This window comes from Bradyrhizobium sp. Ash2021 (assembly GCF_031202265.1).
In the GTDB taxonomy this organism is placed as follows: Bacteria; Pseudomonadota; Alphaproteobacteria; order Rhizobiales; family Xanthobacteraceae; genus Bradyrhizobium.
This window is the reverse complement of record NZ_CP100604.1, coordinates 356,438-378,392: the sequence shown is the minus strand read 5'-3', so window position 1 is coordinate 378,392 and position 21,955 is coordinate 356,438. Positions and strand designations below refer to the sequence as shown.

The window sequence follows — 21,955 nt, the reverse complement described above, 5'->3', positions numbered from 1 at the left end:
TGCACCGGGGTGTCACCGTTCCGTGCGCGGTGATTTTTGATTTGGCACCGGCACCAAGTCTCCCGCGCCCGACTTAGCGCAGACTTAGAACGCGCGAACAGGCGTTTTTGCATCGCCGGCACGCGTTGGCCGCGGCTTCGGAACATACTCCCCCTAAGGAGCGCCTAAGTCGACGTCGCCAGGGTCCGGCATCGGCTTTCACGCAACCCGAAATTCCCTTCACGGAGATATACCACGTGCCCGTTACCGCAACCCCGCGCTTGCAGCAGATGCTCAACAAGGTCCCGGAAGTCACGGCGGTGTTCTGGGTCATCAAGATCCTCTCGACCACCGTTGGCGAGACCGGAGCCGATTATCTCGCGGTGCATGTCGGCCTTGGCGCCACCGTGACCGCCGCGAACATGGCTATCCTGCTTGCCGCCGCTCTGGCGCTGCAGCTTCGCGCGCGGCGCTACGTACCCTGGATCTATTGGCTGACGGTGGTTCTTGTCAGCGTTGTCGGCACAGAGATCACTGATCTGCTGACCGACAAGCTCGAGATCAGCCTCTATATCAGCACGGCTGCGTTCGCGTGCGCGCTGGCCGCCACTTTCGCGATCTGGTACGACGTCGAGCGAACCCTTTCAATCCACACCATCGTCACCTCGCGGCGCGAGCTGTTCTACTGGCTTGCTATTCTTTTCACCTTTGCGCTCGGAACGGCGGCGGGCGATCTGGCGACGGAAGCCCTCGGCCTCGGCTTCCAGCTCGGCGTCATCGTGTTCGGCGCCCTGATCGCGCTGATCGCGGCCGCCTGGCATTTCGGCGCCAATCCGGTTCTCACCTTCTGGCTGGCCTACATTCTCACGCGCCCGCTTGGCGCTTCGCTCGGCGATTTGCTGTCGCAATCGAGAGGCTATGGCGGCGTCGGTCTCGGCACGATCTACACCAGCATCGCATTTCTGACCGTCATCATCGCGCTCGTCATTTGGGTAACTTTTGAAGGCGACCGCGCGGGCAAGGCCGATCCGGCGCGATGATTTCCAATCTCAATGTCCACCAGAAACCCACGCAATCGCGCGGGTGAACTACGAGGAGAATAGGCATGAACAAGATAATTTTGGCGCTGGCCGTCGGCGTTCTGACGGTGTCGACCAGCGAACCACGCCTGCACACGTATGATCCAATCTCATTCGTCTCGCTCGCCGAAGCGGCGATGTCGTCAAAACTCGGCGACCTGACGCCCTTCCGCACCATCGTCATCGATGTCTCCGCCCTGCTCGACAAGGGCGATCTGGCCGGCGCCAAAACCCGCATCAAGGACCTCGAGACGCGGTGGGACGACGCGGAAGCCGCGTTGAAGCCACGCGCCGCCGCCGACTGGCACACTGTCGACAAGGCGATTGATCGCGCGCTCGAAGCGCTTCGCGCCAGCACGCCGGACGCCGCCAAGTGCAAGCAGACCGTCGCGGAATTGTTATCGATCATGGATTCGGCGGCAAAATCCTGACGCACAAAGCGTTGTATCCAAAGATGTTCAAAGCGCGGCTGACGGCCGACAACAAGCTTGGCCGTCGTCATCAAGTGAAAGTGAAGCAGCATGGATGAATATTACAATGAGCTGGTCGTCAGCGAGGACGCCAGCAAGATTCCCCAGGTCACTCTGGGCTTCTGGATCGTCAAGATACTTGCGACGACGCTCGGCGAGACCGGCGGCGACGCCGTGACGATGTCGATGAATCTCGGCTATCTGGTCGGGACAGCGATCTTTGCGGCGATTTTCGCCGCCGCCGTCGCCGCGCAGATGGGCGCGCGACGGTTTCATCCGTTTCTTTACTGGACGGTGATCGTCGCAACCACCACGGTTGGAACCACGCTCGCCGATTTCGTCGATCGCTCGCTTGGGATCGGCTATCTCGGCGGCTCGTCGCTGCTCGCCGCGCTGCTGGTTGCTTCGCTGGCGATCTGGTATCGCACGCTGGGAACGGTTTCGATCGCCTCGATCAATTCGCGGCAAGCAGAGACCTTCTACTGGGTCACGATCATGTTTTCGCAGACCCTGGGCACCGCGCTCGGCGACTGGATGGCCGACTCCACGGGGCTCGGCTATGGCGGCGGCGCGCTGGTGTTTGCCGCCGGACTTGCGGTCATCACCGCCGCCTATCTCTGGACCAACACTTCGCGCACCGTACTGTTCTGGGCCGCGTTCGTGCTGACCCGGCCGCTCGGCGCCACGGTCGGCGATTTCCTCGACAAGCCGCTCGACCATGGCGGCCTGGCGCTCAGCCGGTACACGGCATCGGCCTCGCTGGCGATGGTCATGGTGCTGTTGATCCTGCTGTTGCCGCAGCGCGCCGGCGAGCATCCGGCCTGACCCCGGCCCCCGCGCCGGGCCGCGGATCGGACGCGGGATTGGTGCTGGCGGGCATTCGATCGATTGAAGACCGGTCGTTCGCGGATTACGCTTTCCGCGAACCCCAGCCTTGAAGGATCGCATGCCCGCCACGTCTCCGATCATCATGCATCATTTCGACGGGTCGCCGTTCTCGGAGAAGGTCCGCATCGTCTTCGGCCTGAAGGACATTGCGTGGACCTCGGTGCAAATTTCGCGGATCATGCCGCGGCCGGACCTGATGCCGATGACCGGTGGCTATCGGCGTACGCCGGTGATGCAGATCGGCGCCGACATCTATTGCGACACGCAGTGCATCCTTCGCGAGTTGCAACGGCGTTTCCCCGAGCCGACGCTGTTTCCGGCCGGAAACGAAGGTATCGCCTGGGCCACGGCGATGTGGACCGACCGCTCGTTCTTCCAGAACAACGTCAACCTCGTGTTCGGCTCGCTCGCCGACAAGGTTCCGCAGGAATTCATCGCCGACCGCGAAAAGCTGCGCGGCGCCAGGTTCGACGTCGTGGCCATGAAAGCGGCGATCCCGCAGATGCGCGATCAGTTTCGCGCGCATTTGCAGTGGATCGAAACCCAATTAAGTGACGGACAGAAGTAGATGAGCGGCGACAGGGCCGGCCTTTGCGACGTCCACGCCTATATGAACGTCTGGTACGTGCGCCAGAACCTGCCTGACGCCGACGGAATGTTGGCGGAATTCGCAAACCTGCGGGCGTGGGAAGCGCGAATGCGCGCGATCGGGCACGACATCCGCGGCACTCGACATCGCCGCGGCCGCCACGCCACAGACCGCCATCATGGCCGATCCCAATGAGCCGAACGGCCGCAAGCCCGGCGACCGGGTCGAGGTGATGCCGGACGATTACGGCAAGGTCAAAGTCGCTGGCGAGATCGTGGCGCTGTCGCCGCAGCACATCGCCATTCGCAGGCACGATCCCCGCGCCGGCGAGGTCGTCGTGCACTTTCCGCGCGCCGGCTTCCTTGTGCTTCCGGCTTAGCATTACAGTTGCTTTTTTGATTTGAAGTGGGCGCGTTGAGCGGCAGCCTGGTGAGCTCTGCGCCAAAAAGACCATGCGATGATGTGTGCGGGTTGAATCCGCTTTCGCGCAAGTCTGATGGCAATGCGGCGGATTTCCTGGATTGACCAACGGATCAGTGGTGGGGTGGTTATGCTTTGGCTTTTGCCGGGGGGCGCCGTTTCGTTTTTTTGGGCGGTGGCGGATTGGCGCGATGTCGGATCGCGGCCATCATGGCGAAGGCGAGCATCACCAAGGACACATGACGGTGCCAGCCATGCCAGGATCTGCTCTCGTTGTGATCGAGCCCGAACTCGTTTTTCGCGGTTTCAAAGCCGTCCTCGATCGCCCATCGATGGCCTTCGACCGCGACCAGCGTTTCAAGGGCTGTTCCCGCTGGGCACCAGGTGGTGAAGAAGGCGAGGTCATCATCGGCGATGCGACGACGGATCAGTAGACCGCGTGTCCACAAACCGTCATTTGCACTGTTGAACTGCTCGGCCTCGAGATCGGCCAATTCGAGATAACACCAATCGTGCAGCCGCGGTCCTTTGGTTCCGGCTCCCGCCGACAGGCGCTTCCAGTCGGATGAGTGCCGCGTCCGGGCGAGGTCTGCAGCCGTACCGGCGACCGGCGGTCGCTTGCCCCAGGATCGAAACACATGAGCGCTGCTGACCCCAAGCACGTAGCCTTTGCCTGCCCGACGTAGCTGCTGTTCGATGTTGCCAACACCGTAGACGGTATCGCCGGCAACCCACCTGAATGGTACAGACGCGGCTATCGCGCGTGCGATCATTCTCGTCGCAAGCCTTGGTTTGGTCGCAAAGCCGACATCGGCAGGCACATATGCGGCTTCCAGACGATCCGGATCGTCGGTCCATTCCTTCGGGAGATACAACGCGCGATCGATGAACGCATGGCCATGACGCGAAACGTAGGCAGCGAAGACGCCGATCTGGCAGTTCGTGATCTTCCCTGCCGAACCAGTGTATTGCCGCGCCACTCCGCATGACGCTTTGCCCTGTTTGAGAAAACCGGTCTCGTCGATCACCAGCACCGCATCGTCATCCGCCAAATGCTCGATGACGTAGTCGCGCACGATATCGCGCAGGGCATCGGCGTCCCAGTCTCCACGACCCAGAATCGCCTGCTGCCGCCATGGGCCGGGATCGCCAGCCGCCTCCGCGCGCATCCAACCGGTCTTGCGCTGCTCATCTCCGAGCAGACCTTCCAGGAATAGACCTGCATTCGTCGCAACACGCTCTTGCGTGAACAACGGACGTATCCGTTGCTTGATCTCTCGAAGCGACGCCGCCCACAACGCAAGCGTCTCCTCAACCGACGCGGCCCGCGCCCACGACATTCGAATCATGGTTGCCCATGGATTCAGAAGCCCGCAAAAAAAGCAACTGTAATGTTAGGCCGCCGCCCGCGCATTTCCGCCGCAAACTGCGTCGTCATCCTGAGGTGCGAGCGCAGCGAGCCTCGAAGGATGAGCCGCAAGCACCGGGTCAGCATCCTTCGAGGCTCGCCGAAGAGGCTCGCACCTCACAGGATGACGCCAACTATCAGGCTGCAGCTTTCCTTCCGCTCGCCTCCGCGTTCTGCCTACGGAACGCGCCAGGCGCCATGCCGACGACGCGGTGAAACGCCTTGCTCAGCGCCGCGTCGCTCTCGTAGCCGACTTCATTGGCGATTTCCGCCAGCGAGCGCTCGGTGTGCCGCAGCAGCACGCCGGCGCGGAACATGCGCCAGCGCGTCAGATACTCCAGCGGCGCTTCGCCGAGCTTTGCCTTGAAGCGCGCGGCAAATGCCGAGCGCGACATGTTGGCACGCGCCGCGAGCTTCTCCACGGTCCACGCGTCGGCCGGACTGCCGTGCAGCGCGCGCATCGCAGCACCGATGCGCTTGTCGGACAAGGCCGCGAGCCAGCCGACGTCGTCCTCATTGGCGTGGTTGAGATGGCTGCGGATCGCCTGCACGAACAGGATATCCGCAAGCCCCGAAATGACGACGCCGGAGCCGATGCCGGGGCGTTCGGTCTCCTTCGCCAGCAATTCGAGCGTCGCTTTCAAAATCTCGGTGCGGTAGCCATCGACGCTTGTATGCAGCACGCGCGGCAGCAGCGCGGTCAACGGGCGGGCGCCGAGTTCGTCATAGACGAACCAACCGGTCACGACGGTGGCCGCCGCCCCACCGCCGCCGATGCCGACCGCGCCATCGACCAGTTTTGGCATCACGTCAAAACAGTTCTGCGGCGCCGAGCGCGGATCGTCGCCGAGCGTGTAGGTCGAGCCATCCAGGATCACGTAGCAATCGCCCGCCGCGAGCGGGATCGATTTCGAAGGCGCCTCCGTCGTGAGCCAGCAGGAGCCTGCGACAACCAGGCCAAATCGCGCGGCTTTGCCTTCCCGGAACCGGATCGCCCAGGGCGCGCCGGCATCGACCCGCGCATAGAGCGATTGGCGCACCCGCATGACCGAAAATGCATCGTCGAGGGGATCCATGTGCTCTTCCTCACCCACCGCTGGTCTGGACGTCTGGACAATAATCTAGGCCAAATAGCCATTCATCGTCCAGTTTTCCATCCCTATCCTCTCTTCATCGCCGGTCAGCCGGCACGAAAAATTCGAGAAGAGATAGGTCCCATGTCCCACGCCGAAGACCTCGCCAAGCGTTACATCCAGGTCTGGAATGAAGCCGATCCGGCCGCCCGCCGCGCCGAGGTCGCAGCCCTCTGGATCAAGAATGGCACCCATTATGTGCGGGAGCGCGAGGTGCACGGCCACGCCGCTCTGGAGACCCGCGTCGCCACCTCGCACCAGACCAACGTCGCCGAACGCAATTACCGGTTCGAGCCCAACGGCGGCGTCGAGCAGCTCCGCGACCTCGTCAGGTTCAACTGGCGCATGGTGCCGAAAGGCGGCGGCGCGGTCGCCGCGACCGGACTGATCGTCTGCCTGCTGGCCGACGATGGCCGGATACGAATTGATTATCAGTTTATCGATTGATCGCAGGCGCCGAGAGCTACAGGCGCCGCCGTCATCCCAAGGCGCCGTCGCAATTGCGACGGCCTCGAACGATGGCCACATCCGATCTGGTCATGCTTCGAGGCTCGCCGAAGAGGCTCGCACCTCCTGCGATAACGGCAAAGCCGTTACGCCGGCGATAACGGATCGGCCGTTACGCCGGGATAACGGAAAGGCTGGTGTTCCGTCTCATCACTTGGCTTTGTGACGCGGGAAAGATTGCAGTAAGCTCTGCATGGAGCAGGAGCGCCCGTGCAGACTGCGCAACCCAATTCGCTAAGACTGCTGCAATGGATGATGGCCGCCTCGCTGGCCCTCCCACTGGCGCTGTTCGTCTTTGCTTCCGCCGTCTCCTGGGTTTCCACCAACGAGACCGCCGACCGGGAAATCGAGCGCGCGCTGGATGTCGCGCACGAGCACGCGCTAAAAGTGTTCGAGACCATCGACCGCAGCCTGTCGGAAATCGCCGAGATCGTCCGCGGCATTCCCGACGCCGGCATCGCCTCCCGCGAGGAGACCCTGCACCCGCGGCTCAAACAGCTCGCCGATTCGCTGCCGCAGGTGAAATCGGTCTGGATTTTCGACGCCAGGGGCCGGGCGCTTGCCAACAGCCTGGTGGTACCGGCGCCCGCCATCGATTTCTCGGACCGGGATTATTTCAGCGCCCATGTCGAGCGCGATGTCGGCACCTATATTGGCGAGGCGTTGAAACCGAGGCCGCCCTACCAGGGCGCGGCGTTCTTCGGCGTCAGCCGGAGGCGGGAGAACGAGGATGGCAGCTTTGCCGGCGTGATTCACGCTTCCGTGCTGCCGGAATATTTCGCGAATTTCTACGCCCGGATCGGTCGCGAACCCGGCAGCTTTTTCGCGCTCGTCCGGACCGATGGCGCGGTGCTGGCCCATTTCCCCGCCCTCGACCGTGATTTCCGATTCGAGCCGAACGGGCCGCTCGGGCAACAGATCGTCGCCCACCCCCAGGCCGGACTAATCACGGTAAAATCGCCGGCCGATGGCATCGAGCGCCGCCTCGGTTATCAGCGGCTTGCGGAATATCCGATCTATGTCAGCGCGGGGCTGGAGACATCGGCAATACGGGCGCGCTGGCTCGCCACCATGAGCCAGCATCTGATTTTCGGCGCGCCGGCCACCGCGCTGTTGTTCTTCCTGCTCTCGCTGGCGCTGCGGCGAACGCGGCACCTTCATGCCGAAGCCGCCAAGCGCGCCGAAGCCGAGGACGCGCTCAAGCACGGCCAGCGGCTGGAGGCGCTGGGGCAATTGACCGGCGGCGTCGCGCATGACTTCAACAATCTTCTGACCGTCATCAGCGCCTCCGTCGATATGTTGCGGCGGCCGGATCTGCCGGAGCCGCGGCGGCTGCGCTACATCGACGCGATCTCGGACACCGTAACCCGCGCTGCAAAACTGACGGGCCAGTTGCTGGCCTTCGCGCGGCGGCAGACCTTGAAGCCGGAACTGTTCGACGTCGGTCAAAACGTGCAGATGCTCGGCGAAATGATCGCCACCCTGATCGGTTCACGGATCCAGATCGTCATCCACGTGCCGGACGAGCCTTGCTTCATCAATGCCGATGCGGGCCAGTTCGAGACCGCTGTCATCAACATGGCGGTCAACGCCCGCGACGCCATCGACGGCCCTGGGCGGCTCACCCTTACGGTGCGGATGGTCGCCGAATTGCCGGGTACTGCCGCGCCATCCAAAAATCCGCACGGCTATGTTGCGGTGTCCGTCGAGGATACCGGCATCGGGATCCCCCAGGACCGGTTCGGGATCATCTTCGAACCGTTTTTCACCACCAAGGAAGTCGGACAGGGTACCGGACTCGGCCTGTCGCAGGTGTTCGGATTCGCCAGACAGTCCGGGGGCGAAGTGATCGTCGCCAGCGAGCTTGGCAAGGGCAGCATCTTCACGCTGTACCTGCCGCGCGCCGCCGGCGGCGGCCGGCCGCGGCAGGTCGCGGCGGAAGACGCGCCGCCGGTCGAAGGTCAGGGCATGTGGGTGCTCGTGGTCGAGGACAATGCCGAGGTCGGCAAGTTCGCGACCGACGCGCTGGCCGGGCTCGGCTATCACACCACACTGGTCGGCAACGCCACCCACGCGCTCGAAGAACTGATGAGCGATGCCAGCCGTTTCGACGTGGTGTTTTCGGACGTGGTGATGCCTGGCATGAGCGGCATCGAACTGGCGCAGGAAATCCGCCGCCGCCATCATGACCTGCCCGTGGTGCTGACCAGCGGCTACAGCCACGTGCTGTCGCAAAACGGCAGCTACGGCTTTGAGCTGCTGCAAAAGCCCTATTCGATCGAACAGCTCGCCGAAGTCCTGCAGAAGGTCGGCCGCTGGCGCAAGGTGAAGCGTGATGCCGCGCCGGTGTCATCCTAGGGCAGGGGACGCAACGCTCGTCGTCGTCCCTGCGAAAGCAGGGACCCATAACCCCCGACCTCAGTTGTTACGGGAAGTATCAACGCCGACTACCCAAGATCGAGAGGCCGCGGCGTATGGGCCCCTGCTTTCGCAGGGGCGACGGAGCCGTTGGAGTCGTCGCTAAAGTCGGCTATGCCTGCGCCGGCTTTGACACAGGATACAAGCGTGACTCCCGATAACGATCCATCACCGCCGCCGTTCGGCGCGTTCGCACCCAATGCCGCCCAGGCCGCGATCATCGCGCTGGCCCAGCGCTCGCGGCTGAAGCGCGGCGCGTTTCGGCCGATGCTGTCGCGGCTGGTCAATCTGCTGCGCGCGGGACCGGTGGACGTGCAATATCAGGGCGCCTCGTTCCGTTTCTATCATCAGGCCAGCGCCACCGAGCGCGGGGCGCTGTTCAATCCCGATTACAATCTCGAAGAGCTGGACTTTTTGCGGGCGCATACCCGCGCGGGCGGCGTGTTCGTCGATGTCGGCGCCAATGTCGGCACTTATGCGCTTGCGCTCGCGCGGCACGTCGGCGCTGGAGGCAAGGTGATCGCGATCGAGCCGCATCCCGTCACCCATGCCCGGCTTGCCTTCAACAATTCGGCGTCCGGCTATCCGCAGGTGAGGCTGGTGGCAGCGGCGGCCGGCCCTGCCGATGGCGACCTGATGATCGAGACCGACGGCGACAACCTCGGCGCCAGCCACATCGTGTCGGGAAATGCTTCGGTCAAGGCCATCAAGGTGGCTTCACTGCGGCTGCAGCGGATTCTCGAAGAGGCCGGCGTGTCGCGGGTCGATGCTTTGAAGATCGACGTCGAGGGTTTTGAGGATCGCGTGCTGACCGGCTTCTTCAGGGAAGCGCCGCGATCGCTGTGGCCGCAGGCGGTGGTGATCGAACATCTGTCGAAGAACGAATGGCTGGAAGACTGCATCGCCGACATGCGCGCGCGCGGTTACGTCGAGACCGGCAGAACCCGGAGCAACACCTTGCTGGCGCGCGAATAGAGCGTCGCCTCCGGCGTCGTGCCGCGTGACGTATGCGTGCGGCTGGACCGACCGGCACGCCGGCGTGCCCTGGTCAGCGCCCCGAAAGCCATTGACCTGATTTACCTTGGGTTGCAGGATTGCCCTCCCACCACGTCAGCCGCTTGAACGGAGGGATGCACCATGGCCCGCAAACCAAGCCTGCAATTCGCAACCACGTCCGAACAAAACTCGCACGAAAATCTACGCCGGGTCGCCGGCAGCGAGAGGTTGCCGCTGCCGAACGCCCGTGTGATCGGTCCGGCAGATCCCGAGCAGCCGATCAGGCTGACCGTCTATGTGCGATCCCGTCCTGCTCACGCCCACATCCCCTCGCTCAAGGAAATCGGGCATAGTCCATATGAGTGGATGCATTCGACGCAAAGCGCCCGGGTGTTGAGCGCCTTCGAGGCCGACGCAAAGGACATCAACGCGGTAAAGAAATTTGCCACGGCAAACAAGTTGAAGGTGATTGAAGCCAGCGAGGTCAAGCGAAGCGTTCTGATTGAAGGAAAGATCGGCGATGCCACGCGCGCCTTCGGCGTCGACCTGCAAATCTGGGAACATCCGGGCGGCCGCTATCGCGGCAGGGTCGGGCCGGTCCACACCCCGGACTCGTTGCGCGGCATCGTTGAAGCGGTTTTCGGCTTCGACAACCGGGTGATGGGACGCCCTTATTTTCGGCGCAGCCGGCACCGCTTTGTGTCCCGCGCTGCGCAGCCCCTGAACTACCTTCCGACCGAGATCGCGGATTTTTATAGCTTTCCGGATGCAGACGGCAGCGGACAGACGATCGCCATCTTCGTATTCAACGGCGCGCTCGGCGATTCCGGCCAGACAGCGGTCGGTGGTTATTCGCAGAAGCTCGTGAAGAGTTACTTCAAGGATACGCTTCACTTGGCGCCGCCAAAACTCACCGACGTCGTCGTCCACGGCCCGGGCAACAAGCCCGGCGACGGCAGCCAGGACACCGACGTGACCGGCGAGGTGCTGCTGGATATCTGCATGGCAGGCGCCGTCGCGCCGAAAGCCAAGTTCATGATGTACTTTACCGAGTTCACCGAGCAGGGCTGGGTCGATGCACTGACCTCGGCGGTGACGGCGATGCAAAACCGGCCGTCCATCATCTCGATCAGCTACGGCAATCCCGAGGACGGACCGACGGGCCAAATCCTCTGGACCCAGCAAGCGATCATGAAGGTGAACGAGGCGTTGCAGCGCGCTGCGCTGGCCGGAATCAACGTCTGCGTCGCCGCCGGAGACCAGGGCTCGACCGAGGAAGTAACTGACCAGCGGCAGCACGTCGACTATCCGGCCTCGAGCCCGTGGGTCTTGGCTTGCGGCGGCACCCGGGTTGTCGCTGCCAACGGCGTGATCAACCGCGAGACGGTGTGGAATGACGGTCCATCCAGCGCAACCGGGGGAGGGGTAAGCAGCCTGTTTGCGTTGCCGACCTATCAGACTTCGGCGAACGTCCCGGTGTCGGTCAACCCCGGACATCGCATTGGCCGCGGCGTACCCGACGTCTCGGGAATCGCCGACCCCGATACGGGAGTCCTGGTCATGGGCCCCGACGGCACCGTCGGGGGCATCGGCGGAACGAGCGCCACGGCGCCGATGTGGGCGGGCCTGATCGCACGTCTCAACCAGTTGCTGGGAACGCCGCTCGGGTTCCTCAATCCGATCCTGTACAAGAATTTGGCCTCCGGCGTTCTCCGCGACGTCAGCGAAGGCGACAACGGCGCGTACCGCGCCGGCGTCGGCTGGGATGCGTGCACAGGGCTCGGCAGTCCGAATGGCACGCGCATATTGGCGGCGTTGAAAGGGCTGGTGAAGTAGATCTACGAAGGATCGCGCCACCGTTGACGCCTTCTACAAAGCGGCCATCGCAGCCGGCGGACGCGACAACGGCGCGCCCGGAATCCGCGCGCATTATCACCCCAATTATTACGGCGCGTTTGTCCTCGATCCCGACTGTCACAACATTGAGGCGGTGTGCCATACGCCGTAGGAACGGTTCCAGTTCCGGTAGCGGCGCGGAACATCGCGGCGATCTCGCCGTTGTCGTCGATGCCAATCGAACCACCGGAAATTCCGGCGGCAACGCCGGGTACGCCGACTGAACCTCCGCCGGGAATTCCTCCGGGCAACCCTCGCCCGGAAGTGCCTACCCCTATGCATGAACCCGGCGAGCCGTCGCGGCCGGAGGAGTTACCGGGCAAGATGCCGGACGAACTGCCGGTCCGCGGACCGAACAGTCCGACCGCACCTCCGCTTGGAACCGATGCCGGCAGTTTCGGCTTTTCAGGCACGCAGCCGAAACTCCATACCAGCGCCTCAGAGATGCCACAGGGGACAATGTAAAAGTTCGATTTGAAAGCATCGTCTGAATGCGTAATGAACAATTGCGTATGCAACCCGTTATGCTGTCGAAATAAATAGCGTTCGCGTTTTGTAGCCCGCCACAATCCGGCCTAACGATTAGCCGTTGATCGACCCGCCGAAACGTTCGGCGAAAGCCACTCTTTTTCCCGCCAACCTTGCCGCCAGATTTTTCCGGGGATCCAGGACATCATGACAAAACTTCGCATCGTGCTGCTTGCCACGTCTGCTCTGACCGTGACGCAGCTCGCAACCTTCGCATCGCATGCGCAGACCGCGCCGCTCGTTGTGGCGCAGGGAACCAAGGAAGAATTGGGCCCCGACGGAAAACCCAAGGCGCCGCCGAAGGGCGCGCCGCCGCCGGCCGCAGCGCCTCAGCGTCCCGCACAGCCGCCGCCACCCCCTGCTGCGGCACCGCCGCCGCGTCCGACGCCGCCACCTCCTCCGGCTTCAGCACCGCCGCCGCGTCCGACACCGCCACCTCCTCCGGCGGCAGCGCCACCCGCACGTCCGACGCCGCCCCCGGCGCCGCCTCCGCATGCGCCGCCGCCACCCGCGGCCGCACCGCCCGTGCATACCGCTCCGCCGGCTCCCCCGACCGCAGCGCCACCCGCACACGCGCTCCCGCCGGCACCTCCGGCGGCGACGACGGCGCCTGCGGCCCCCAAGCAACCGACGGCGCCGACCCCGCCACCCGCGCTCCAGAAGGGCACGCCATCTCAGGTGCCGCCGCCCCCACCGCCGGCGGGCGTCAAGCAATTGCCGTCGGCCACAACGCCGGCTCCTGCGCCGCAAACTCAAACTGCGCCGCCGGCTGCCGGAAGCCCGACGGCGCTGCCGCCGCATCCCGGAGTATCGCCGACACCGCCGGCTGGCGCAGCCACTCCGACCACAACTCCCACCGCGCCGCCGCCGCGCGGCGGACCGCCTCCCGGTGCGCCGGCACCGGGTGCCGCCGCTCCGGCTGCTCCGGGCGCTGTTCCGGCCGCACCGGGCGCCACCCCGCCGCCCGGCCGGGTACAAAACACACCTCCGACGGTCGCGCCTGCGTTCCAGCGCGCGCCGACGGTGACCGCACCGCTTCCCCCGCCGCCACCGGCGCTGGGAACCAAGGCGCTTTCAGCGGGCGCACCGGCTCCGGGACCGCGCAACATGGATCAATTCCGCAGCGAACGGCACGAAGTCCAGGAAGGCGGCCGCACGGTCATCACCGAGCCCGGGCGCGTCATCATTCGCGATCCCGGCGGCCAGGAGTATATTCGCCACAACGAGGAGGATCGCTTCCGCTACGGCGCGCGCGACATCCAGACCCAAACCGTGGGCGGGGAAACCCGCACCATCGTGATCCGTCCGGACGGCACGCAGATCATCACGGTGGTCGGCCGCGACGGCGAGTTGCTGCGCCGGATAAGGCGCGATGAGGGCGGTCGCGAGGTCATCATCATCGACAACAGCTATCGCGATCCCAGAGCGATCGGCGGCTTCTATGTGGACCTGCCGCCGCCGGTGATCCGCATCCCCTATGATCGCTACATCGTCGATTCCGAGGATGCAACACCGGAGGTTATCTACGACACTATGGAGGCGCCGCCAGTGGACCGGATCGCGCGGCGCTATTCGCTCGATGAAATCCGCTACAGCCCGTCGGTGCGGCAGTTGATGCCGAGCATCGACCTCAACACCATCACCTTCGAAAGCGGATCGTGGGAAATTCCCCCCGATCAGGCGGCCAAGCTGCAGGTGATTGCGGACGGACTCAACCGCGCCATCCAGCGCAATCCGCGCGAGGTGTTTTTGATCGAGGGCCACACCGATGCGACCGGCAACGACACCGACAATCTGTCGCTGTCGGACCGGCGCGCCGAATCCGCAGCCGAGCTATTGACGCAGCAGTTCGCCGTGCCCGCGGAAAACCTGACCTCGCAAGGCTATGGTTCGCAATATCCGAAGGAGCAGACCTCGGGACCCAGCCGCATCAACCGCCGCGTCACCGTCCGCCGCATCACGCCGCTGCTCAACGGCGGAACGGCATCGCTGCCGCCGCCCCCGCCCGGCATCGCGCCGCCGCGGTAAGGCAATCGCTCACTGAAAATGGCCGGGAGAAATCCCGGCCATTTTTTTTAGCCCGTCATTGCGAGGAGCGTAAGCGACGAAGCAATCCATTCTTCCTTTTATGTGGCGAGATGGATTGCTTCGCGGAGCCTGTCATCGGGCGCGCATTCGCGCGACCCGTTGGCTCGCAATGACGCGGAAAGACGATTTGAAAACGCTCAGCTCTTGTCGCTCTCGAGTCTGAAGATCTGGGAGCCTTCACCGCTCGATAGCAAGCCTGTCTTACCATAGAGATTCAGTTTGGCGCGGGTATCGGCTATGTCGAGGTTGCGCATTGTCAGCTGGCCGATGCGGTCGGCTGGCGTGAACGCCGCATCTTCCACCTTCTCCATGCTCAGCCGCTCCGGCTGATAGGTCAGATTGGGGCTCTCGGTGTTCAGGATCGAGTAGTCGTTGCCGCGGCGCAGTTCGAGCGTCACCTCACCGGTGATCGCACGAGCCACCCAGCGCTGGGCGGTTTCTCGCAGCATGAGGGCTTGCGAATCGAACCACCGTCCCTGGTAGAGCAGTCGGCCAAGGCGCATGCCGCTGATCCGGTATTGCTCGATGGTGTCTTCGTTGTGGATGCCGGTGACCAGACGTTCGTAGGCGATGTGCAGCAGCGCCATGGCGGGAGCTTCGTAGACGCCGCGGCTCTTCGCCTCGATGATCCGGTTCTCGATCTGGTCGCTCATGCCAAGGCCATGTCGACCGCCGATGGCGTTGGCCTCGAGGAACAGCGCGACCGGATCGGCGAACGTCTGGCCGTTCAGCGCGACGGGCCGGCCCTCCGTAAAACGCACGGTGACCTTTTCGGCCCTGACGACACAGTCGTCGCGCCAAAACGGCACGCCCATGATGGGATTGACGATCTTGATGCCACTATCGAGCTGCTCGAGATCCTTGGCCTCGTGGGTTGCGCCGAGGATATTGCTGTCGGTCGAATAAGCCTTTTCGGCGCTCATCTTGTAGCCGAATCCATGGGCGGTCATGAACGCCGACATTTCCGCACGGCCGCCCAACTCGTCGATGAACTGCTGGTCGAGCCATGGCTTGTAGATTCGCAAGCTCGGGTTGGTCAGCAGGCCGTAACGGTAGAAGCGCTCGATATCGTTGCCCTTGTAGGTGGAGCCGTCGCCCCAGATGTTGACGCCGTCCTCCTTCATCGCCGCTACCAGCATCGTGCCGGTCACGGCGCGACCAAGCGGCGTGGTGTTGAAGTACGCGATGCCGCCGGTCGAGACGTGGAAGGCACCGGATTGGACGGCGGCAATACCTTCGTGCACCAATTGCGTGCGGCAATCCACGAGTCGGGCTTTTTCGGCGCCGTACTCCAGCGCCTTGCGCGGAATCTCGTTGTAGTCGGCCTCGTCAGGTTGGCCGAGGTTGGCGGTATAGGCAAAGGTGCGGGCGCCTTTTTGCTTCATCCACAGCAGCGCCGCGCTGGTGTCGAGACCGCCCGAGAAGGCGATGCCGACTTTTTCGCCTTTGGGCAGGCTTTTCAGGATCGTACTCATAGAGCTTCCAATCGGTCGAAGTGCCAGATGTCGTGTGCGGGTTGAGTGCGCGATTACCAAATTTCACGCTGATGGGCACGCGTTTAAACGACGGATTACCCCAGCGGGCGCCAGCGCCGCGTCAAGCGGGACCAGGCCGAGGCCAGCCGCGCCAGACCGGCGTCAACCTGCGCGTCGGTCATGCGGGTGGCCGGCCAGCGGTAGATGAAGGCATAGGCCAGCCAGATCACCAGAAAGCTCACCAGGCCTGCGGCCGCGACGTCGGTGAAGAAATGCCCGCCGAACGCCATCCGCAGCACAGAGGTCGTGATCCCGAACAGAGTCGCCGCCGCATAGGCCAGCGGCCGCCACGCCGGCGGCGTCAGCGCCGCGGGCGCATAGGTCCAGAACGCGGTGGCGCCCTCGCCGGAGAAGAACGAGCAGTTCTTTCCGCAAGCCCCGCGCGGATCCCACCACGGCACGAATTGCCAGGGGCCGTTGAATTCCGTCACCATGACCGGCCGCGGCCGGCCCCAGTAGGACTTGAAGGTGAAATTGGTCAGAATGCCCGCGGACAGAATGATCGTGACCAGCAGGAAGATCGCCGCGCGACCCGGGATCAGCATCGGCCGGTGCGGCCGCGCCAGTTTTACGACGAAGGCTACGATCGCCGGCAGTGCGAAAGCCCATGCGATCCACATCGCGGCGTCGCGCGCGAATTCGGCCACCGCATCGAGTTTTATCGGAAACGATTTGGTGGCGGGATCATAGAACAGCGCCGCCAGCTTCAGGTCGAGTTCGGGATAAATCCCGAACAGCAATCCGATGACGAGCGCCAGTCCCAGCGCGATGAAAAGTCCGGTCCGGTTCATGGCGCGCGGTTTAGCCGAGGCGATGGGGGATGAAAAGGGTGGGGATTATCGTCATCCTGAGGTGCGAGCTCTTGCGAGCCTCGAAGGATGGACACAGCCCGTGGCCCATCCTTCGAGGCTCGCCCAGCGGTGCAAGTGCACCGCAAGGCTCGCACCTCGCGGGTGAACGCAATTGCGTTCATCCCGGGGATGACGGCGGAGATTGTGGAGGCGCTGAAGATAAGGGCGTTTGCGACGGCAGCGGCGGAGGCGGCCTTGAGGGTCGCGGCGGCTCGCGCCAGGCGCCGGCGGTGCGGCCCGCGATCATCCAGTAGACGAGCCCGGCGACGATGCCCGCACCGGTCATGATTTCGAGATGACGGCGGACGATACCGTCGAAATGCAATGTTTCGGGATCGAACGGGATCAGGCCGAGATAGAAGGCGGCTCCGACGATCGCACCGCCGACCGCATAGGTCAGCACGCCCCGGACATAAAAGGCCTCGGTGATCAACACCACGATCAGCGCCGGCAACAGCGCAAAGCCGGAGATGAAGATGAAGCCGAAGCCGAGCACGACATTGATCGCGCTCTGATCGATCGGGCCGGTGCCGAGATCGGAGAATTCCGGATACAGCACCGCGCCGACCACGATCATGCCCGCGACCAGGCAGGCGAACAGGAAGGCGAAGAAAATGACGAACAGGCGGCCGATCAGCGCCATGACAGCACCGTCATTGCGAGGAGCGAAGCGACGAAGCAATCCATCTCTCAGCAAGCGGAGAGATGGATTGCTTCGCGGAGCCTGTCATCCGGCGGCGCTTCGCGCCGACCGGGTGGCTCGCAATGACGGCCTGAGTGACAGATCGCGTCATCGGATCAATCCGTCATCGCCATCGCGCGCAGCGCCTGGCGCTCGCGCACGGACAATTTTTCGGTCTCCGATTTCAACTGGCCGCAGGCGGCAAGGATGTCGCGGCCGCGCGGCGTGCGCACCGGCGAGGAATAGCCGGCGTTGAAAATATATTCGGAGAATTTTTCGATCTGGTCCCAGTCCGAACATTCGTAACGCGTGCCCGGCCACGGATTGAACGGAATCAGGTTGATTTTCGCGGGAATGCCCTTGAGCAGTTTCACCAGCAGCTTGGCGTCATCGAGCGAATCGTTGACGCCCTTGAGCATCACATATTCGAAGGTGATGCGCCGCGCATTCGACGAGCCCGGGTAGTCGCGGCAGGCCTGCAGCAGTTCGGCGATCGGATATTTGCGGTTGAGCGGCACCAGCTCGTTGCGCAGCTCGTCGCGCACCGCGTGCAGCGAGATCGCCAGCATGACGCCGATCTCGTCGCCGGTGCGGATGATGTTGGGCACCACGCCCGAGGTCGACAGCGTGATGCGGCGGCGGGAAATGCCGATGCCTTCATTGTCGGCGACGATCAAGAGCGCATCGCGCACCGCGTCGAAATTATACAAGGGCTCGCCCATGCCCATCATCACCACATTGGTGACGAGGCGGCTGCCGGTCGGGGTCTCGCGATCGGCCCAGTCGTTGAGACGGTCGCGCGCCACCATGATCTGGCCGACGATCTCACCGGCGGTCAGGTTGCGCACCAGCCGCTGCGTGCCGGTGTGGCAGAACGAACAATTCAGCGTGCAGCCGACCTGCGAGGAAACGCACAGCGTGCCGCGATCGGTTTCGGGAATATAGACACACTCGACTTCATGCGGCCGCTCGACCTTGTCGCCGCTCGGTAACCGCAGCAGCCATTTGCGGGTGCCGTCATTGGAGATTTGTTCGGCGACCACCTCGGGACGATCGACCGTGAAGTGCTGCACGAGCTGGCTGCGCATTTCCTTGGAAATACTGGTCATCTCGTCGAAATTCCGGGCACCGCGCACGTACATCCAGTGCCAGAGCTGCTGCGTGCGCATCTTGCGTTGCGCCGGCGCGACGCCGATTTCGCCGAGCCGGTCGGCGATCTCCGCGCGCGACAGCCCGACCAGCGACGGCTTGGCCGGCGGCACGTAGGTTTCGAGCGCGATCTTTTCCAAGGGCGCGCTGGAAGCGGAACTGGTCTCGGTCGTGCTGGTCATGGTGTCTGTCATGGAACATCAAATAGGCCCTCCAGAAGCTGCTGGAAAGCCGGGAAATGCAGCAACGGGCGCCAAACACCTCTCCCATCGGGAGAGGTGACCCGGAGGGTCCAAACCGGCTACATAGGTAACACAATAGACCGGCGACATGGGTAACAGGTCAAGTGATCGGCAGGGAGGGCCTTGCCGATGGTTTGGATGGAGACCTGTGCGGTGGACGAGCGGATGCGCTTTGTGATTGCGGCGGAGGAGCACGAGGAGTCGTTTGCGGCGGTATGCCGGCGGTTCGGCGTGAGCCGAAGGGTCGGATACAAGTGGCTTGAGCGTTATCAGGAAGCCGGTGTTGAGGGTCTGTGGGACCGCCCACGTGCGCCGCTGCATCATCCCCAGGCGATTGGCGAGGAGATCGCCGAACGCTGCCTTGCGGTGCGGCGGGCGCATCCGAGTTGGGGACCCCGGAAGGTTCTGGCTTTTCTGGAACGTCGGGCGCCGGCGCTCGAATGGCCTGCGGCGAGCACGATCGGAGCCTTGTTCGACCGCCAGGGATTGACGGTAAAGCGGAAGCTGCGCCGCCGCAGCCCGCCCTCGAGCGCACCGTTTGCGGAATGCACGGCAGCCAACGAGGTGTGGTGCATCGACTTCAAGGGCTGGTTCATGACGGGGGACGGCAAATGCTGCGAACCGCTGACGCTGACCGATGCCCATAGCCGGTATCTGCTGCGCTGCCAGGCGATGACGCGTACCGATACCGCGCACGTCTGGCCGGTCGTGGAGGCCGCCTTCCGCGAGTTCGGCCTGCCGCATCGGCTGCGTTCCGACAACGGTCCGCCCTTTGCGTCGCGCGGTGCCGGCGGGCTTTCGCAACTGTCGGTCAAGGTGATCAAGGCGGGCGTGCTGCCGGAGCGGATTGCGCCCGGCAAACCGCAGCAGAATGGCCGCCACGAGCGGATGCATCTGACGCTGTTGCAGGACACCGCCAGTCCACCGGCGCACAGCCTGCGCGAGCAGCTCAAGCGCTTGCGGAACTTCCAGCGCATCTACAACGAACAGCGTCCGCACGAGTCGCTCGACGATGACACGCCGGCCGATCACTATACCTCCTCGCCGCGCCGCTTCGACGGCGTCTTGCGCGAGCCGGAATACGGTGACTGCGAAGTGCGGCGGGTGCGTCATAACGGCGAGATCAAATGGCAGGGCCAAACGATCTACATCAGCGGGGCCTTGATCGGCGAGCCGGTCGGCCTCTGCGAACACGATGCCGCTGGATGGACGGTCTGCTACGGCCCGATCGTGCTCGGCACGATCGCCCACCGCGACGACCGCCTGCGAAAACCCAAACAGGCCTGTGGACTTGTGGACGATGCAAGAGCATCGCCCACAGGGTCCACAGCCACAAAAACAGCAGACCTGAACGAAACGAGAATTGTGTTACCTATGTCGTCGGGCTGAACTGTTACCTATGTCGTCGGTTGCAGAGGAACTTGCCTCAAGGCATGGCTCAAAAACCAAGATTGAGTTTAGCGCTTGCAATCCTGCGCCAGTTTGTCGAGCGCCTGCGACAGGCCCTTCAGCGAGAAGGTGTCGGTGGTCTCGGTGCCCTTGGCCGAGACGCCCTTGACGGTGACGTCGGCGGATTTGCGCATGGCCTCGACCATCCGCTCTTCCTCGGCGGCGTTCTTGATCCAGAGTCCGTCGCCCTGGGTATACATCGTATACGACGCGCCGCCGACCTCGAGCGAGGATTCGGAACCCGGCTTCAGCGTGTAGCCGATCATGATCGAGACTTCGTTGGTGACTTTTTCCGCCGGACGCGTCGAGACGAAGGCATAGGCCGGATCGCGCGGACGATTCGGCGGATTGGTTTTCGAGGACGACGGCTTTGCCAGCGCAAAGCACACCTTCTTGCCGTTCGGCGTCGCCGTATAGGCGCCCCAGGTGCCGAACTGCCCGATCAGGGTCGGCTCCGCCCCACCTGCCGCTGCCGCGGCGGCCGCTTCAGGTTTGGCCGCAGGCTTCGCCGCTGTCGCAGGCTTGGTCGTCGCGGCAGCAGGCTTGGCCGCGTCCTTGGCGGCCTTCGGCGCAGCACTTTGCGCCTGCGCAAGGGACATCGTCCCGCACACCAGCATACCCGCAACCAGCGATGTCAGTATTTGCCGCACGGACAACTGGTTCCCTCATCATTGTGACTGGAAGATGGCCCGACGGCGTCGTCCCACCGCCGATGGATAGCCGGAAAATGCCTTTTTGGGAAGGCAGTTACGGGGTGGGTGCAGTTCGCGTGCGGCGCAAATCCGCCGCTGCCGCGCTTAGCCCTTCGCGCGCCCCTCGCGCTGCTTCGCCCACTGCGCGTCGGTCCATTGCATCAAATCCTCGGCGCCGGAACTGCGCAAATGCGCGCCGCCGTCCTGCACCACCATCTCGCCATTGATATAGCCGGCCTGATCGGAGATCAGGAAACTCGCGAGGTTGGCGAGTTCGCCATGTTCGCCGGCGCGGCCGAGCGGGTTGCGGTGCGCCCAGCCTTCATCGCGGCCCTCGGGGCGGAGTTGGCCCGCAGCGCCCGGGGTCGGAAACGCGCCCGGCGCAATCGCGACGGTGCGGATGCCTTTCGGGCCCCACTCTACCGCGAGGCTTTTGGTCATCGCCAGCACCGCGGTCTTCGCCATCGCCGAGGGCACCGTGAAGGCGCGGCCGGTGATGGTCGAGGTCGAGAGAATGCTCAGCACCACGCCCTTGTGTTGGCCCTCGATCCAGCGGCGGCCGGCGGCCAGCGTGCAGTACATCGTGCCGTGCAGCGTCGGCGCCAGGATCGCGTCGGCCGCACGGAACGACAGATGTTCGCTCTGCGCGATGAAGGTCGCCGCTGCGTTGTTGACGAGCACGTCGATCGGCGCTTCGCGCCAGACCGCATCCATCATGGCATCGACCGCCGCACCATCGCGGATGTCGCATCTGGCCACGGTGACCTTGCCGCCGAGCGCGCTGCGCAATTCCGCCGCAGTTTGTTCCAGCAATTCGAGCCGTCGGCCGCAGATGATCAACTCCGCGCCGAGTTCAGCAAAACGGCGTCCCATCGCGGCGCCAAGCCCGGAACCGCCGCCGGTGACCAATATGCGCTTTCCCGCCAGCAGGCCTTTTTCAAACATCGTTTCACTCC

Annotated in this window: 20 protein-coding genes and 2 pseudogenes; 14 read left to right on the top strand and 8 right to left on the bottom strand. The window is 63.9% G+C overall.

What is annotated here, in order from left to right; all coding sequences use genetic code 11:
- The first annotated feature begins 269 nt into the window (after window positions 1-269).
- From NL528_RS01860 to NL528_RS01835, 6 genes are all read left to right on the top strand, one after another.
- Window positions 270-1,019 carry a hypothetical protein gene (locus NL528_RS01860; RefSeq protein WP_309185316.1) on the top strand — a complete coding sequence of 250 codons (750 nt, stop codon included), beginning with the start codon at window positions 270-272 and terminating at the stop codon, window positions 1,017-1,019.
- A gap of 65 nt (window positions 1,020-1,084) precedes the next feature.
- On the top strand, window positions 1,085-1,489 hold the full coding sequence (locus NL528_RS01855; protein ID WP_309181048.1) for a hypothetical protein: 405 nt from the start codon (window positions 1,085-1,087) through the stop codon (window positions 1,487-1,489).
- A 90-nt stretch (window positions 1,490-1,579) separates the two neighbouring features.
- The gene (locus NL528_RS01850) at window positions 1,580-2,353 is read left to right on the top strand and encodes a hypothetical protein (RefSeq protein ID WP_309181047.1); all 774 of its coding nucleotides are present in this window, start codon (window positions 1,580-1,582) and stop codon (window positions 2,351-2,353) included.
- Window positions 2,354-2,474: 121 nt separating this feature from the next.
- A complete protein-coding gene (locus NL528_RS01845; protein WP_309181046.1) occupies window positions 2,475-2,984 on the top strand; it encodes a glutathione S-transferase family protein in 510 nt (169 codons plus the stop codon).
- The gene (locus NL528_RS01840) at window positions 2,985-3,200 is read left to right on the top strand and encodes a hypothetical protein (protein ID WP_309181045.1); all 216 of its coding nucleotides are present in this window, start codon (window positions 2,985-2,987) and stop codon (window positions 3,198-3,200) included.
- Window positions 3,184-3,384 (top strand): hypothetical protein, encoded by a 201-nt coding sequence (locus NL528_RS01835; RefSeq protein WP_309181044.1) that lies wholly within the window; start codon window positions 3,184-3,186, stop codon window positions 3,382-3,384. Before NL528_RS01840 ends, NL528_RS01835 begins: the two co-directional genes overlap by 17 nt.
- Before the next feature lie 169 nt (window positions 3,385-3,553).
- On the opposite strand, the gene NL528_RS01830 is transcribed toward NL528_RS01835, so the two are convergent.
- Together NL528_RS01830 and NL528_RS01825 are read right to left on the bottom strand one after the other, a co-directional pair.
- Window positions 3,554-4,774 carry an IS701 family transposase gene (locus tag NL528_RS01830; RefSeq protein ID WP_309176641.1) on the bottom strand — a complete coding sequence of 407 codons (1,221 nt, stop codon included), beginning with the start codon at window positions 4,772-4,774 and terminating at the stop codon, window positions 3,554-3,556.
- Window positions 4,775-4,970: 196 nt separating this feature from the next.
- The gene (locus tag NL528_RS01825) at window positions 4,971-5,909 is read right to left on the bottom strand and encodes an AraC family transcriptional regulator (RefSeq protein WP_309181043.1); all 939 of its coding nucleotides are present in this window, start codon (window positions 5,907-5,909) and stop codon (window positions 4,971-4,973) included.
- Between the two features lie 141 nt (window positions 5,910-6,050).
- Here NL528_RS01825 and NL528_RS01820 point away from each other — a divergent pair, with 141 nt between their 5' ends.
- The 7 genes and pseudogenes from NL528_RS01820 (at window position 6,051) to NL528_RS01790 (ending at window position 14,339) form a co-directional block, all read left to right on the top strand.
- On the top strand, window positions 6,051-6,413 hold the full coding sequence (locus NL528_RS01820) for a hypothetical protein (protein ID WP_309181042.1): 363 nt from the start codon (window positions 6,051-6,053) through the stop codon (window positions 6,411-6,413).
- 270 nt (window positions 6,414-6,683) lie between these two features.
- Window positions 6,684-8,831 (top strand): ATP-binding protein, encoded by a 2,148-nt coding sequence (locus NL528_RS01815; protein ID WP_309181041.1) that lies wholly within the window; start codon window positions 6,684-6,686, stop codon window positions 8,829-8,831.
- 207 nt (window positions 8,832-9,038) lie between these two features.
- Window positions 9,039-9,866 carry an FkbM family methyltransferase gene (locus NL528_RS01810; protein ID WP_309181039.1) on the top strand — a complete coding sequence of 276 codons (828 nt, stop codon included), beginning with the start codon at window positions 9,039-9,041 and terminating at the stop codon, window positions 9,864-9,866.
- A gap of 162 nt (window positions 9,867-10,028) precedes the next feature.
- Window positions 10,029-11,723, top strand: coding sequence for a S53 family peptidase (locus NL528_RS01805; RefSeq protein ID WP_309181038.1), 1,695 nt, complete (start codon window positions 10,029-10,031; stop codon window positions 11,721-11,723).
- Between the two features lie 7 nt (window positions 11,724-11,730).
- Window positions 11,731-11,895 (top strand): annotated as a pseudogene (locus tag NL528_RS01800) (VOC family protein); the annotation flags it as partial.
- Between the two features lie 59 nt (window positions 11,896-11,954).
- Complete coding sequence (locus NL528_RS01795; RefSeq protein ID WP_309185313.1) at window positions 11,955-12,248, top strand: hypothetical protein; 294 nt, start codon at window positions 11,955-11,957, stop codon at window positions 12,246-12,248.
- A 210-nt stretch (window positions 12,249-12,458) separates the two neighbouring features.
- The gene (locus NL528_RS01790) at window positions 12,459-14,339 is read left to right on the top strand and encodes an OmpA family protein (protein WP_309181037.1); all 1,881 of its coding nucleotides are present in this window, start codon (window positions 12,459-12,461) and stop codon (window positions 14,337-14,339) included.
- Window positions 14,340-14,536: 197 nt separating this feature from the next.
- Here the strand turns inward: NL528_RS01790 and argG are convergent, their stop codons facing one another.
- From argG to rlmN, 4 genes are all read right to left on the bottom strand, one after another.
- Window positions 14,537-15,874: an argininosuccinate synthase gene (gene argG, locus NL528_RS01785; RefSeq protein WP_309181036.1), complete on the bottom strand. Its 1,338-nt coding sequence runs from the start codon at window positions 15,872-15,874 to the stop codon at window positions 14,537-14,539.
- A 95-nt stretch (window positions 15,875-15,969) separates the two neighbouring features.
- The gene (locus NL528_RS01780) at window positions 15,970-16,725 is read right to left on the bottom strand and encodes a phosphatase PAP2 family protein (protein WP_309181035.1); all 756 of its coding nucleotides are present in this window, start codon (window positions 16,723-16,725) and stop codon (window positions 15,970-15,972) included.
- Window positions 16,726-16,903: 178 nt separating this feature from the next.
- Window positions 16,904-17,428: a hypothetical protein gene (locus tag NL528_RS01775; RefSeq protein ID WP_309185310.1), complete on the bottom strand. Its 525-nt coding sequence runs from the start codon at window positions 17,426-17,428 to the stop codon at window positions 16,904-16,906.
- A gap of 155 nt (window positions 17,429-17,583) precedes the next feature.
- The gene (gene rlmN / locus NL528_RS01770) at window positions 17,584-18,798 is read right to left on the bottom strand and encodes a 23S rRNA (adenine(2503)-C(2))-methyltransferase RlmN (RefSeq protein WP_309181034.1); all 1,215 of its coding nucleotides are present in this window, start codon (window positions 18,796-18,798) and stop codon (window positions 17,584-17,586) included.
- 189 nt (window positions 18,799-18,987) lie between these two features.
- Between rlmN and NL528_RS01765 the strand changes: the two are divergent.
- Window positions 18,988-20,103 (top strand): annotated as a pseudogene (locus tag NL528_RS01765) (integrase core domain-containing protein); the annotation flags it as partial.
- Between the two features lie 212 nt (window positions 20,104-20,315).
- Here NL528_RS01765 and NL528_RS01760 read toward each other — a convergent pair.
- Window positions 20,316-20,924: an invasion associated locus B family protein gene (locus NL528_RS01760; RefSeq protein ID WP_309185309.1), complete on the bottom strand. Its 609-nt coding sequence runs from the start codon at window positions 20,922-20,924 to the stop codon at window positions 20,316-20,318.
- 180 nt (window positions 20,925-21,104) lie between these two features.
- Window positions 21,105-21,944: an SDR family oxidoreductase gene (locus NL528_RS01755; RefSeq protein ID WP_309181033.1), complete on the bottom strand. Its 840-nt coding sequence runs from the start codon at window positions 21,942-21,944 to the stop codon at window positions 21,105-21,107.
- Window positions 21,945-21,955: the final 11 nt, after the last annotated feature.

Excerpts from the sequence above, each read along its gene's own strand:
- NL528_RS01845 (WP_309181046.1), top strand. The coding sequence starts at position 2,475 with ATGCCCGCCACGTCTCCGATCATCATGCATCATTTCGACGGGTCGCCG.
- NL528_RS01755 (WP_309181033.1), bottom strand. The coding sequence starts at position 21,944 with ATGTTTGAAAAAGGCCTGCTGGCGGGAAAGCGCATATTGGTCACCGGC.
- NL528_RS01775 (WP_309185310.1), bottom strand. The coding sequence starts at position 17,428 with ATGGCGCTGATCGGCCGCCTGTTCGTCATTTTCTTCGCCTTCCTGTTC.
- NL528_RS01780 (WP_309181035.1), bottom strand. The coding sequence starts at position 16,725 with ATGAACCGGACCGGACTTTTCATCGCGCTGGGACTGGCGCTCGTCATC.
- NL528_RS01850 (WP_309181047.1), top strand. The coding sequence starts at position 1,580 with ATGGATGAATATTACAATGAGCTGGTCGTCAGCGAGGACGCCAGCAAG.
- rlmN (WP_309181034.1), bottom strand. The coding sequence starts at position 18,798 with ATGACCAGCACGACCGAGACCAGTTCCGCTTCCAGCGCGCCCTTGGAA.
- NL528_RS01830 (WP_309176641.1), bottom strand. The coding sequence starts at position 4,774 with ATGATTCGAATGTCGTGGGCGCGGGCCGCGTCGGTTGAGGAGACGCTT.
- NL528_RS01840 (WP_309181045.1), top strand. The coding sequence starts at position 2,985 with ATGAGCGGCGACAGGGCCGGCCTTTGCGACGTCCACGCCTATATGAAC.
- NL528_RS01805 (WP_309181038.1), top strand. The coding sequence starts at position 10,029 with ATGGCCCGCAAACCAAGCCTGCAATTCGCAACCACGTCCGAACAAAAC.
- NL528_RS01825 (WP_309181043.1), bottom strand. The coding sequence starts at position 5,909 with ATGGATCCCCTCGACGATGCATTTTCGGTCATGCGGGTGCGCCAATCG.
- NL528_RS01795 (WP_309185313.1), top strand. The coding sequence starts at position 11,955 with ATGCCAATCGAACCACCGGAAATTCCGGCGGCAACGCCGGGTACGCCG.
- NL528_RS01820 (WP_309181042.1), top strand. The coding sequence starts at position 6,051 with ATGTCCCACGCCGAAGACCTCGCCAAGCGTTACATCCAGGTCTGGAAT.
- NL528_RS01855 (WP_309181048.1), top strand. The coding sequence starts at position 1,085 with ATGAACAAGATAATTTTGGCGCTGGCCGTCGGCGTTCTGACGGTGTCG.
- NL528_RS01860 (WP_309185316.1), top strand. The coding sequence starts at position 270 with ATGCTCAACAAGGTCCCGGAAGTCACGGCGGTGTTCTGGGTCATCAAG.
- NL528_RS01835 (WP_309181044.1), top strand. The coding sequence starts at position 3,184 with ATGGCCGATCCCAATGAGCCGAACGGCCGCAAGCCCGGCGACCGGGTC.
- NL528_RS01790 (WP_309181037.1), top strand. The coding sequence starts at position 12,459 with ATGACAAAACTTCGCATCGTGCTGCTTGCCACGTCTGCTCTGACCGTG.
- argG (WP_309181036.1), bottom strand. The coding sequence starts at position 15,874 with ATGAGTACGATCCTGAAAAGCCTGCCCAAAGGCGAAAAAGTCGGCATC.
- NL528_RS01760 (WP_309185309.1), bottom strand. The coding sequence starts at position 20,924 with ATGCTGGTGTGCGGGACGATGTCCCTTGCGCAGGCGCAAAGTGCTGCG.